At 37.4% G+C, this 13,839-nt stretch carries 11 protein-coding genes; all 11 read right to left on the reverse strand.

Annotated elements, in window-relative coordinates; genetic code table 11:
* Positions 1-70: 70 nt before the first annotated feature.
* Positions 71-1,285 (reverse strand): aminotransferase class V-fold PLP-dependent enzyme, encoded by a 1,215-nt coding sequence (locus GGR42_RS04030; protein ID WP_167961106.1) that lies wholly within the window; start codon positions 1,283-1,285, stop codon positions 71-73.
* Between the two features lie 72 nt (positions 1,286-1,357).
* On the reverse strand, positions 1,358-2,587 hold the full coding sequence (locus GGR42_RS04035; RefSeq protein ID WP_167961108.1) for an aminotransferase class V-fold PLP-dependent enzyme: 1,230 nt from the start codon (positions 2,585-2,587) through the stop codon (positions 1,358-1,360).
* Between the two features lie 17 nt (positions 2,588-2,604).
* Complete coding sequence (locus GGR42_RS04040) at positions 2,605-3,081, reverse strand: RidA family protein (RefSeq protein WP_167961110.1); 477 nt, start codon at positions 3,079-3,081, stop codon at positions 2,605-2,607.
* Positions 3,082-3,152: 71 nt separating this feature from the next.
* The gene (locus GGR42_RS04045) at positions 3,153-4,121 is read right to left on the reverse strand and encodes an RraA family protein (RefSeq protein WP_167961112.1); all 969 of its coding nucleotides are present in this window, start codon (positions 4,119-4,121) and stop codon (positions 3,153-3,155) included.
* Between the two features lie 6 nt (positions 4,122-4,127).
* Positions 4,128-5,381: an amidohydrolase/deacetylase family metallohydrolase gene (locus tag GGR42_RS04050; RefSeq protein WP_167961114.1), complete on the reverse strand. Its 1,254-nt coding sequence runs from the start codon at positions 5,379-5,381 to the stop codon at positions 4,128-4,130.
* Between the two features lie 30 nt (positions 5,382-5,411).
* The gene (locus tag GGR42_RS04055; RefSeq protein WP_167961116.1) at positions 5,412-7,166 is read right to left on the reverse strand and encodes a PQQ-dependent sugar dehydrogenase; all 1,755 of its coding nucleotides are present in this window, start codon (positions 7,164-7,166) and stop codon (positions 5,412-5,414) included.
* Between the two features lie 368 nt (positions 7,167-7,534).
* A complete protein-coding gene (locus GGR42_RS04060) occupies positions 7,535-7,945 on the reverse strand; it encodes a response regulator (protein ID WP_167961118.1) in 411 nt (136 codons plus the stop codon).
* A 12-nt stretch (positions 7,946-7,957) separates the two neighbouring features.
* On the reverse strand, positions 7,958-9,445 hold the full coding sequence (locus tag GGR42_RS04065; protein WP_167961120.1) for a PAS domain-containing sensor histidine kinase: 1,488 nt from the start codon (positions 9,443-9,445) through the stop codon (positions 7,958-7,960).
* A complete protein-coding gene (locus tag GGR42_RS04070; protein ID WP_167961122.1) occupies positions 9,442-9,843 on the reverse strand; it encodes a DUF7793 family protein in 402 nt (133 codons plus the stop codon). Before GGR42_RS04070 ends, GGR42_RS04065 begins: the two co-directional genes overlap by 4 nt.
* 4 nt (positions 9,844-9,847) lie before the next feature.
* The gene (locus tag GGR42_RS04075; protein ID WP_167961124.1) at positions 9,848-10,267 is read right to left on the reverse strand and encodes a hypothetical protein; all 420 of its coding nucleotides are present in this window, start codon (positions 10,265-10,267) and stop codon (positions 9,848-9,850) included.
* Positions 10,268-10,462: 195 nt separating this feature from the next.
* Positions 10,463-13,648: a sigma 54-interacting transcriptional regulator gene (locus tag GGR42_RS04080; RefSeq protein WP_167961126.1), complete on the reverse strand. Its 3,186-nt coding sequence runs from the start codon at positions 13,646-13,648 to the stop codon at positions 10,463-10,465.
* Positions 13,649-13,839 lie beyond the last annotated feature (191 nt).

Here is a 13,839-nt window from a genome sequence, read left to right on the forward strand (position 1 = left end):
GTAAAAAAGGTTGTTTGCTCTAACGCAAACAACCTTTTTTTGGGGTACTACCCTATTTTAATAAATAAAACTAAGCATTTGCAAGTATTTCGTTGACGCGTTTCGCAACAATTCTTTCTTGCCCTGGAGCCATCATCCATGTTGTAATCCCAACTTCATTCTTGTTACCTACAGTAGAAATTGAAGGATGCCCTTCTGCAAGCTTTTTTCTTACTTCCTCTGGGGTTATTTTAACCATGTCCTGATTCCATTTAATAATTAAGGATGGTACATGATTGGCATACTTAGGAACATGTATAACCGTTTCGACACCTTCAACAGACAGGGCACTGTCACTTATTAACTTAATTTGATTTTCCCATAATTTCCATTCTGCGTCATGATTTTTTTTCAGGTATAATTCCAAGGCAACTAAAAGTCCTAAAACTTCTTCTTTATTAACCTTCATGCCCCGGCCAATATTAGAGCCTCTTGGAGGAGTATGTAGTCTGGCAGCTTTAATCAGTTCCTTTTTGCCCAATAACAATCCTGAACTTTGGGGACCTCTTAGTCCTTTGCCTCCTGAAAATGCAACCAAATCAAATCCCATTTTCGTAAACTTAAATAAATTTTCTTTTGGGGGAACATCAGCCGCACAATCAATAAAAGTTGGAATATTGTGCTTCTTACCTATTGCAATGAATTCCTCATGTTTTATTTCCGCATTGTCGGTATTTGCATTTAAAAACCACATCATAGCGGTTTTTTTGTTTATTGCATTCTCCAACTCCTTCCTAGTTTTTACTGTAACTATTTTTGCACCCACATTTTTAAGGGCATGTGTATATGCAATATTATGTCCTTCTTGCAGAATAACTTCGTTTTTTAATCCTGTAGTATCCGGAAGCTGCTCCACCTTTTTGGTATCCATACCAGAAATAACCCCAGCAAGACCAAGTGTAATAGCGCCAAATGCCCCAGAAGATACTGTAGCGTACTCGCACTCCAATAATTCTGCTATTCTTTCCCCAACCTTATCATGCAAGTCATCCAAATCCACAAATTCAGTTGCCCCAAAGGAAATAGCTTCGGTAACTTCTTTGTGCATTAATGACCCAGTCATCGAAGTATAAGTTCCCGCTGCATTTATAAATGTTCTTATCCCTAGTTCTTTAAAAAAATTTCGACCCGCATACGGTGATATAGTTTCACTTAATCCTTGTGCTGATATTAATCCAGTTCCCATTAAACCTCCCACCACTGGAAGGGTAGATAGACTTTTCAATAATTTTCTTCTAGTAACCATAAAATTTGATTTGTTAATTATATAACTCCGTTGTCTAGACCCTCAGAGACTTGTACATTTAAATAAGTCCAGTTACATGGCCTTCAATAAAATTTCCTTCAATCTTCCGGCCACAATATCCACCTGGTCTGGTCTCAACAGTACAACACCGACACTCAACATCTCTTCTTCTCCATCTCGTCTCACATTGGACACAATACTGGGTGTGCCACTTTTAAGCTCATTATAAACATCCCGCGGTCTCACTTTTATCTTATCTTGGTCCCATCGAACGTGCATGCTTGGAAAAGCATTTGCCGGCCCAGGGCTAATATGTGTTTCCCCTTTTACACTTGAAACAGTTTCCACCTGTGCTTTGATGCGTTCTATACGGTCCAACCAGCTCTGCCACTCCTTATCGTGATCTTTCTCCAAATATGATTTCAGTGCGGCATACATCCCGAACATTTCCTCTTTGTTGACTTTCATGGGCCTTCCAATAGGAGCTTCATGGGGGCTGTGATTCAATTTTGCAGCTTCTATCAAGTCTTTTCTTCCAAACAAAAGTCCGGCACTTTGTGGCCCCCTGATCATCTTGCCTCCGGAAAAGGTAATCAGGTCAAACCCTATTTTTTGGAATTTGAAAAGATTCTCGACTGGTGGAACATCGGCAGCGGCATCAATGAAAGAAGGAACATTGTTTCGCTTTGAAATGGCCACAAATTCTTCATGTGAAATACTGGACTTTCCCGCTGCATTAAAGAAAAGGGTCATTACGGTATTGTCATTTATGGCCTGCTGCATTTCTGCCGGGCCGTCCACTTCCACTATTTTGGCGCCGGTTGTTGTAATGGCCTGATCGAACACATAGCGATGGCTTTTTTGCATAATTACCTCTGGACGGGCACCGGGTAGATAGGGCAGCTCCCTTCTTTTCTTTTCATCAGTCCCAGTGATGGTGGCCGCCGTTCCCAGTACCATTGCACAAGCAGCTCCCGAGGTCACCATAGCTGCCTCACAATGCAACATTTCAGCAATTTTTTCTCCGATCCTATCCTGTAGTTCGTGCATATTGGCAAAATCGTGCGCAGTTGAATTGATTGCCTCCAATACCTCTGGCAGCATAAGGGAACCGGACAGAAAGGTCATAGTGACCCCTGCATTGATAACAGGTGTGACACCAAGCTCCTCAAAAAGGTTTCGTGCCACGGGCTTTTCTGTGGTCTTGTCCATTTCACAGGCATATAAAATGCCAGTTCCCATTAAACCGCCCACTACGGGAAGTGCGGATAAATCCTTCAATAACTTTCTTCTTGTGACCATATATTATCCTCTATGTTTTAATCTAATGCAGCGATACAATCCATTTCTACCAGAGAATCTCCTGGTACCCCTCCGTAGGTGGCCACTGTAGTCCTTACCGGTGGATTTTTTCCGAAACGCCCTCTAAACACCTCGTTCATCCCCTTATAATCCGCTAAGTCCGATAGGTAAACATTTACCTTGAGCACTTTTTTCATTGAAGAACCGTTGCGCTTTAGTTCCTTCTCTATTTCTTGTAGGACTATTTCTGTATGCGCCTTTATTTCAAAGGGGGCAACATGTGCTCCTTTACCTGCAATATATAATGTGTTCCCGTGCTTTACCGCTCCAGAGAACAATGGGATATCTTGGTCTTTGACTATTTCTCCAACCACTTCTTTTTCCTCTTTAGTGGTGGCTCCCATTACCTTTACCGTACCAACACCCAAAATGGCGGCAAGGCCCATTCCTATTTTTTTAAATGAGTTTCTTCTTGTTGTCGTTTTGTTTTCCATGTTTTAGATATTTATGTTAATGTTTGCTTTAATTTATTTTCAATGAATTGGATACCTTGTATAAAACGCTGTCACCACATCCTATTTTTGAGCAATTCTTGTATCTGTTCCTTTGGCACCGGTAGTTCATCCATATGGTCCTTAAGCCATTTTGAAAAGTCCTTTTCAATCCCATCGGACCATTTATTGTCTATTTGCCCCGGGGTATAGCGGCCCTGTTTCAACCTGGTAATCCCAAAAAGATCCCTTAACCTTACTACCTCTGATGTTACGACCACCTTTTCCGCCAGATGTGCCGGGACAAAGACAACCCCCTCTTTCTTGGCCAAAACAATATCTCCCGGCAGTACCGTTACCGCTCCCATTCTAACAGGGGAGTTTATGCTCAACAGCATAACCTCATTAAGAAAAGAAGGGTGCCAATCCCTAACAAACGCATTGAACCCCTCTATTTCGGACAAGCCCTCCATATCCCTACTTGAAGAATTAAAGACCACCCCGGTTTTGGACTTGGAATAAATGGCATTTCCAAGGTTGTCCCCAATTAAAGTACCATTTACAATCTTTCCGAACGCATCAGCTACGTACACATCCCCTTCCTGTAACATGTCTATCGGCCAGGAATTGGTATTTCCTATACGCCCATTGTTTTCCCCTTCCTTTTTGATATTGTCGGAAACATCCGGACGATTGGGGGTGTACAATGCGGTAAGGGCCCGTCCCACGATCGGCACATCATCATGCAGGGGCTTCCATCCCCCTTCAAATTGATTGTGATAGCCCTCATTCCTTAAAACACCCCATGCCTCTTCTATTGTCACGGATTTAAAACGTTCTAAAATATCGTCAGAGACCTTTGGCCTGCCATCGGCAAACCTTTCCCCTTTCCATTCCGAGGTAAGGAAAAGGATGTCCTTTTTGGACATCATCTGGGCATTTGCCCCTAAATGGACAAAAAGGGATAGCCCCAATGAAATCCAGATAATTGATTTTTTTAAATTTTTAATAACTGTATTTTGATTCAATAATTTATTTGCCATAATGCGCTATTCATTCCATTTTTCACTGGAAAGGCCATTGAGATCATAGACAACGTTGCCCTCTCTAATGGTTACTTCACATTCCAGTTTTTGGTTGCCCATCATTTTTTTTCCCTTGGTGTCAATGAAGCCAAAATCACCCGTTCTAAGCTTTAGTATTGCAATATCTGCAACGGCGCCTTCCGATAAATGCCCAAGATCCGTTCGCTTTATGTACTTGGCCGGGCTCCATGTGGCACTGCCGATGACCTCGTCCATGGGCATGTCCATGTTAAGAAACTTGGACATGATGTTCAACATGTCCTTCATCCCCCCATTCATACTTCCAATATGCAGGTCGGTGCTTATGGAATTTGGCTTAAACCCCTGCTTCATTGCGGGAATGGCCTGCTCAAATGCAAAGCTTCCACCGCCATGGCCCACATCGAACACTATGCCCTTTTCTTGTGCCTTGAACACAAAGGGCTCCACCTTTCCCAGGTTATTTACAACACGTCCCCTACTTCCCAATGAAGCATACGCATGCGTGAATATATCCCCAGGCCTTAATTTTTCCATGAAAAGGGTCTCCAAGGAAAGTATCGGGTCACTGCCACCAAAATCGATCATAACAGGCATATCGGCTTGTTTACCGGCAGCAACTGCCCTTCCAACAGGCACCCATTCATATCCTGAAAAATGGGCCAATTTTATGCCAACAATATAGTCCGAATGCTGTCTTGCCATCATTGCGGTAAGCTTGGAATCCATATCGTTTACGTTCTGCTCCACAACGCCACCTTTCATGCCAGAGCCAACAATGTTTAAAAAGGCCAATACCCGGGTTTTTGAACGATCGATGGTTTGCTCCTTGAATTCCAAAAAATTTCTCCATCCGGAACTGCCCGCATCTACAATAGTGGTCACCCCGCTCCGAAAAGTAAAACCATCCGGCGGGACACTGAGCATTCCGTTACTATAGGCTCCATGCCTGTCGGTGCCTGAAAAAATATGTCCATGTATGTCAATAAGCCCAGGGGTCACGATCAACCCCTCTGCGTTTATTACCTTTTTGGCCTTTCTTTCAGAAATGTTCTTCTTGATCTTGGCGATCTTTCCGTCCATAATCGCTATGTCCATCACAACCTGGTCCACTCCGTTTTTAATATCCGTGAGTGCCCCTCCCTTTATCAACAGGTCATAATCTTGTGCCATGGCAGAACCTGAAAACAGCAGTCCTATTATTAGGCTGTGGTACCATTTTGTTCTCATTGTTTTCATTTCAATTTGGTTTTGGTTATTTCTTTTCAACTAGATACTTTTTCTTACCCTCCCAACCTCTTTGGCCTCTATGGGACCAGCGCTGTTCCCAAAATTGGATCGGATATACGTTAAAACCTCAGCAATTTCCTGGTCGCTCAAGAAACTGTGCTGGGGCATCATACTATTATAGGTGTTGCCATTTACTTCCACGGGACCGTCCAGGCCCTTTAGCAAAACCTCTATGAGCCTTTCCTTGTTTCCAAGGACCCAGTCTGTTCCGGCCAAAGGTGGGAACCTGGTTCCAGCCCCACGGCCATTGTCCTGGTGGCACACACTGCAATAGGTGTAGTAGGTTTTTTTTCCACCCTCCCATTGTTCCATGGGCTTAAGGTTGTCCTTGATCTCATCTGGGGTCCTTATGTTTGAAGCTTGCTTCCTCTCCTCCATCATAGCCAATTGTTCTTCTCCAAAACTATCTTTGTCCCCTTTATACATAACCCTCCATATTTTACCTTTTTCGGTATCACCCAAGTACAAAGAACCATCTGGTCCAACAGAGATGCCCATAGGCCTATAAATTGCATCACCTACACTTACTATTGGATCTACAGATGCAAAACCATCTGCAAATACTTCCCATTCACCAGAAGGGACTCCATCTTTAAAAGGGACAAATGCAACAATGTATCCAGATTGTGGATATGGTGCACGATTAGTTGATCCATGAAATGCAATAAAAGCACCATTTTTATATCTGTCAGGAAATTGCTCTCCATCATAGAAGACCAAATCATTTGGAGCCCAATGACCCGGAAATCCCATAACAGGGTCATCATATTGATCACACCTTCCAATTATAGTCCCGTCTCCACCATACTCTGGGGCCAAAACCTTTTTTTCCATTATCTGATTATAGTAGCAGTATGGCCATCCAAAATTTGAACCTTCTTTAACCCTCATAAACTCTTCTGATGGAAGCAAAGCACTTTCCAAAGGCGTATATTTATTAGGAAAGAGTCTCAATAAATCATCTCTTCCATGCATTACAACATATAGATTATTATCCTGCGAGTTCCATGACATTGCCACCACGCTTCTTATACCAGAGGCATACTTATAACCGTCTTTCTGAGTTTGTCCAATTTTGTTGGCATCAAATCTCCATATACCCCCATGATCTTCCAATTGAGGGCACGGATCCAATCCTGGTGCCCCAGGGGTTCTCTTTGGGTCTTGGCATGCATTGGATGGCGCACCAAAAGGAACATACATATGTCCATCATTATCAAAAGCCAAAGGTTTACCAATATGTTCATGACCTCCATGAGGATGGTCATCAGTTAAAACAATTTCGGCCTCACCCTCTGGAACAAGGGTGTTGGGGTTTAGTTTATATCTATAAACAACTAACTCTGTACTAAAATAAATATACCCATTATACACTCTCATTTCAGTGGCGTAATTGCCTCCTGGCTGGTTTCCAAACCTTTCAATAAAATCAACTCTACCATCACCATTAGTATCTTTTAAAGCTGCAATGGACATATTGTCTTTAGACCTTTTTAATTTGGCATAAATTGTACCATTATTAGTAACAGCTATGTGACGTGCCTTGCCTTTTATACTATCTACTACTACAAGAGCCTCAAAATCATTTGGTAGATAAAGCCCTCCATTATCCGAATCGGCAATTGGCAAATTAACCTCATTCCCACATTGAACGAGTGAGATTGAAACCATTAATACAAATAGAGATAATTTTAAATTATAGCTTTTAGAAACAAATTGTATTCTTTTTTTCATATTACTAATAGACCGAATGGCACAAACACGCAAAGGTTTTTTTCTGTTTGATAATTCGAAAATTAATTGGTTAATCCTTTTTAAGCAGTTAAAAAAACTTTCTGAAAACTATCTTTTTAGATTTCAAAAAAAAAAAGATTTAGACGAAGGACATTCCTACACTACCTTTTCGACCATATTCGAGTAAGGTTTTACATTCTTTTAAAAGTATACCTAGCAGAGAATACCAAGACCTATGGTCAAAATTGAACTGGTCCAAAATTTAGGACCAAGTTGCAAGACGTATTTAAAAAAAGGGGAATGGATAACAAAAAACAAGGAGACCTTTTAAGCTATTTTGGCACCTTGGGGAGTAAAATATATTAGATTTATTGCATTAGTTCATTCACTATTTTCTCTAATTTTACTTTTGTTATTGGTTTGTTAATAAAGCCATTACAGGTGGTATGCTCATCAGCATCTCTCATATCACTCAAATTAGTTGTTGATGATAACATATAAATTTTTGTTCTCTCTAATTTTTCATTTGCAAGCTCACTGAATTTGTTTAAAAATTCAAAACCATTCATTTCCGGCATATTTATATCCAATAAAATTATGTCCGGCACAAACATTGGCTCCAAGCTTAATTGGTCCTCCAGTGAACCTAAGTATTCAACAGCCATTTTTGCCCTTGTATAAGATTTAATACATGAGTCTATTTCTAGTTTCTCTATGTTCTTTTGATTAACAAACAAATCTATTTCACTATCGTCAATCAACATAAAATTTATTTTCATCTGGCCTATATTTTAATTGGTTTTTGGCAAATGAATTGTAAAACAAGTACTGTTTTGGATCTTGCTTTCAACTCTTATTTCTCCTTTTAAGCTTTCCACTATACTTTTAACTATATATAAACCTAAACCGTTAGATTCTGGGTTTTGGTCCGCTTCCGCTCTATAGTATAATTCGAATATTTTATTCAGGTCTTTTTTATTTATGCCTTTACCATTGTCACATATTATTATTAGGATTCCGTCCCTTAATGATTTTACTTTAATGTCAATCCAAGGCTGATGGTTCTTTGTTAGTGGTAAGGAAAATTTTATCCCATTTTTTATTAAATTCTGAAATATTGCAAAAATCAAATCCGGGCTAGAAATAAAATCATTGGGGTTTTCAATGTCAATGTTGAATTTTAAATTTTCAAAATTATTATAGCCTTTCAATATTTTTAAAACATTGTCTACTATTTGAGAAAAATCAACAACCGTTATTTCATGGACTTTTGAGGAAATTAAGGAAGCACTGGTAAGGCTATTAGATAATGCCTTGGCATTATTAATAGTCTTTTCTAGCATGTTTATTAGAATTTGCATCTTATCAATAGATTGCTCCTCCTTTATTAGGTTAATTAAACCTTGTGCCGATGAAAATGGTGCGTTTAAATCATGTGCGGAACGATATAAAAACAATTCCAATTCTTTTGTTTTACGTTTTAGCATATTTTGAAAGGCAATACGCTTGGTAATGTCCAACATTTTAAAGGCATAATAATCCTCGTTATTAATAGTCCATTTGCTTACAACAAGTTCAACAGGAAATTCCGAGCCTTCTTTATTCAAACAATAAAATTCCAGCCCTTCTTGATTTTTAATGGTTCTGTACCTGTTGGTCAATTCTAAAAAATCAGAAATATTCGATTTTTTATATTTTTTTGCCATTAAAACAGAGTGTTGTTTTCCCATTATCTCATGCTCAGAATAACCAAAAGCATTTTCTGCTCCTTTATTCCATTTAATAATAGAACCTTTATAGTCTGTGACAACAACTATCCCAATTTTTATCGACTTATATATTAATTGGTATATGGACTCATCATTTTTTAGTACTTCACACTCCAACTTTATTTTGGTTATATCCTCATGGATACAAATGAATTTGCAATCCGGTAAAGCCCCAACTTTTATAGGTAAAATTTTAGTATCTAACCAAATTGGACTCCCATTGCTCAATACATCTTTTAGGACTCCTTCCCATTTTTCTCCTTGCATAATGGTCCTCCATAAATCATTATGTTTTTCTAAGGAGAAAAATTCTGTTTTTAACAAATGATTGGGCTCTCCCACTATTGGACCAGTACTGCTCCTGTAAATTTTGCAAAAATTCTCATTGGCATATTCTATTCTGCCCGAAGAATCCATAATAGTATATATAGAGTTTGCTTTAAAAACATTCTTAATACCATCTTCAACACTATTGGTACTCTCTGACCAAAAATTTTTAAAAGCTCTCATTCTTTAATTTTATTTTTTAAAGAATACTCCTTTGCCATGGACATACTACTAAAAATTTCATAGGGTATACTTGTATTATATATTCTTTTATATGACCGTATTAATAACTTTATAGCCAATGAGTTTACAACGTATGCTTCTGATATTATTAAGGGACTGTCGTTAAATTTTTTGGATAATAATTGTGCGGCTTCAATTGAAAAAGTGCCTTTAACATCCCTTAAGTCTATAAGAAGGGGAATGGGAACTCCATGAGACAATGTGGCTATTGTCCGTAAGTATAGTCCGGCCATTTTATAATCCAGTTTATGATAAATATTTTTGGTTATTTTACAGAATAGAATCCCATTATTTTTAGTCCAAAAAGTCGTGTGGTTTAGATTAATTTTCTCTTCCATGATCCTAAATTTCATTTATCATATTAAGTTCCTTGATTTTTTCATTACAAAAACCCGTTGCCTCCTCGACACGCACATATATATGATTCCAAAATGCATTGCCATCTACAATACTGGATAGAACAAGAAACATCTTTATAATAAAGGACTTAACTACAAACGACCTGGAAAGAACAGTAATACCGATTAGGGAACAAGGAGAAAATAAATTAAATGATTTTAGTGCTTCTAAATTGTCCAGTCCTTTTAAGTTAATGAGCATGGGGAGAAATTTTCCGTTGGAAAGACGTTTAATTATATTGGCAATAGTTTCTATATCCTTCCCATTAAAAGATTGAAAAACAAATCCCCTCTTTATTGTGCAGTAAATAATATTTTGGTCTACCCAAAATGCTGCACCTTCAAATTGAATTATGTTTTCCAAACTATATTATTTAAAAAACAAGATTCAATTGATATGCCAAAAAAAATATTAAATCACCCTAAGCCACATAACTATCTTTTTATCAACTATTTAAGTTATAAAACTATAATGCAGAGCAGGAAATTACTCTTTCAGAAACAACGGTATACCGTTTTTGTTATGGGAGACAGAATAGATTCCGCGGAATACCGTGGATTATTGATTTTGTTTTTTAATGCCCAATTTCAGCATTTTATCGCGAAGGGTACTTGGTTTAACTTCGAGTAAGGAAGAAGCGCTATTGGAGCCTGATATTTTCCAATTGCATTGCTCTAACACACTTATTATATGGTTACGTTGAATAGTTTCCAGGGACAAATATTGCCCTTTAATTGATACTTTTGGTTGTTGTACATCAGACTCAAACCCTGGGATAATTAAAGTTTCCTCATTGGACAAAATAGAAGCTCTTTCAATTAAATTTTCCAATTCCCTAATGTTTCCGGGCCAGTCGTAAGACTTAAGCTTTTCCATGGCTGCATCGGATATGTATTTAATATTTTTAGAATAGGCTTTATTAAATTTATCTACAAAGTGCTCTACCAATAAAGGTATATCATCCCTCCTTTTTCTTAACGGTGGTACTTTAATTGGGAAAACATTTAATCTAAAAAATAAATCTTCCCTAAACAGTTTTTTCTCAATCTCCTCTTTTAAATCTCTATTTGTTGCGGCAATAACCCTAACATCCAACTTTTTTATTCCAGTCCCGCCCACTACTTCAATTTCACCTTCTTGCAAGAACCTTAATATTTTTGGCTGCATATCCAAAGGTAATTCCCCTATTTCGTCCAAAAACAAAGTGCCACCATCCGCTAACTCAAATTTCCCGATTTTATCCCTAAATGCACCTGTAAACGAGCCCTTTTTATGTCCAAACAATTCACTCTCAATTAGCTCCCTTGGTATTGCAGAGCAATTAACCTTAATTAAAGGTTTTGCATTTCTTATGCTAATGTTATGAACCGCCCTTGCCAACAGTTCTTTTCCAGTACCAGATTCTCCCAACAACAATACAGTTGCATTCGTTGCCGCCACTTTTTCAACTTCCGAAAGTACATTGCTAAACTCCGAGCTTCCATATACCATTTCTTCAAAATTAAACACCAACTCCAGCTCATTTCTAAGATAAATGTTTTCCTGTTCCAGCTTATTCCGTAAAACATTCAATTCGGAATTAGCTTTTGAAAGTTCTTGGTTTGCCAGATTCATTTTCTGCTCGGCTATTTTCCGTTCTTTACTTTCAACCATTAGCGACACTATACTAGCAATTGAAGTGGCAAATTCTTGTTCATCGGCAGACCAATTCCTAAGGGTTTCCCCTATATGCTCAAAGCAAATAATACCATAATAGCCTTTTGTGCTATGAATAAACACATCCATTAAGGATTTTATATTATTAGGTATTAAATAATCTTTGGCGAACTGTTCCGTAAGACTGTTTTTTTGGGCATCTTTTATAAGAATTGTTTGTTTCCTTTCTAAAGCATTAAAGTATTTTGGATTATCTGTTTTTTTGAGAACTACCCCATTGGAAAATTGGCTATCACTTAGAGTATATAACTTTTCGCAAAAAATTTCGCTTTTTTCAGAATCAAAACTCCACACACTGACTCTTTCCACATTCAAAGTTTCAGATGCAAGTTTTGTAATATGGTTTAGAGAGAGCTTAAAATCCTCACCAACAAGACTAGCCAATTTCAATATAACTTCCTTCTTTTTTGAAGATTTTAAGGCACTTTCTTCAAGTGTATTTTTCACCTTGATCTCCTTAGAAATGTCTTTCATAGTCCCAAACAAAGCAATAACTTCATTTTTGTCATTTTTAATATTTCCAGTTAAAAATGAAGCTAGAAACTTCTCGCCATTTTTTCTAATAAATTCAAACTGAAATGATGGCGCCTCACCTACTGCAACTTTTTGCATAGTTTTCCCCATTTCAAAATAATCATCTGGTTTAGCAAAAGGATATGGTAGGTTAAGCCCAACAAGCTCTTTGTTTGTATAACCAAGAATGTTACATGTAGATTCATTTACCATAATAATTTCACCTTCCAGATTAACAATTATCAATCCTTCTTGCATGGACATAACTAGCTTATCTGTAAACTCTTTTGTCAATCTTAAATCCAATTCTGCTTTTTTACGCTCAGTAATATCAATTACTGTTCCTTGCATTTTTATTGTTTTTCCGGAAGCATCCTCAATAATTTCCATTTGGACCAAAACGTATTTTATTGTTTCATCATCCCATAAAACTCGGTATTCAAAAGGCTCATTCTTTTTATTCTTAATTCTTTCTTCAACAAGTTTATTATGGAAATCCCTGTCATCTGGGTGTATTTTTTTTAGTACCGAATTGTAACTTAATTCAATGTTCTTCTCTACATTATAGATTTCATACATCCGTTCCGACCAAAACACCCTGTCATTTTCAATTTCCCAGCTCCAATATCCAATTTTTCCAATACGTATGGCAGATTCCAACTTATGTTGAATTTCCTTAATCTCCTTTTCCTTTTCTTTACGCTCACTTATATCAGAAAAATAAATGGTCAATCCTTTCATGGATGGATAAAACCTGTTTTCAAACCATTTTCCATAAGGTTCATAAAATTCTGTAGATTCCTGTTTTTGTTGGGTTTCAACAGCCTTAAGACACTTATCATAAAAAGACAGTCGCATAACATCAGGGAACTCTGTCCAAATATGTTTTCCTATTAAACTACTCGGTGTTCTTCCTAAAATTGCCGCTGCATTTTTGTTTGCATACGTATAGTTCCAATTCTCATCCAGTGAGATAATACCGTCAGTAATATTGTTTAAAGTGAAATCCAATTGTGCTATTAGCTCTTTTTCGGCTAAAAGACCCCCATATTTTTTCTTGTAGTTCAACACCGAAAAAATATCTTGATTCTTTGATTCCTTCTTGGCAACATTATTCTCTACTTCACTAACATTTTGAAATAGAGCCAAATGAGCAATAACTTTTCCCTCTATACTTTTAATAGGTGCCACAAATATTAATACAGGAAAACGAGTACCGCCTTTATGTAAATGAATAGACTCAAATTCTCCTTTTAATTCTTCACTTAACATGGTCTTAAAACCAGTTTCAAACTCTTCATGCAATTCTGGTGGCCAAAAAGGAAAAGGCGTTGTGGTGCCTAATAATTCATGTTTATCATAACCGGTTAGTGAGCCAAAAGCGGAATTAACCAGTACTATTTTTCCTTCGGTATTGGTAATGAGCAAACCATCCTCAATGGATTCCATAAAAACATCTGAAAACCCAAGCTTAAATTTTAATTCTTGAAGTAATGTTAGATTGGTATTGCTCATGCACAGGTAAAAAACTTAGCTCTTAAATTAATTTAGATAAATTAAGGTTTTATTTAGTTAAAAACAATTTTGCTCAAAAGATATGAGAATTGGCATAGTGTCCAATTTAATTAAAAAACCTGTTTTTTATACATATTTATTAGAGCATAAATATACATTTAAGATATTGATCAATACTAAGTTCCATGCTT

Source organism: Saonia flava (assembly GCF_011927795.1).
GTDB lineage: Bacteria > Bacteroidota > Bacteroidia > Flavobacteriales > Flavobacteriaceae > Saonia > Saonia flava.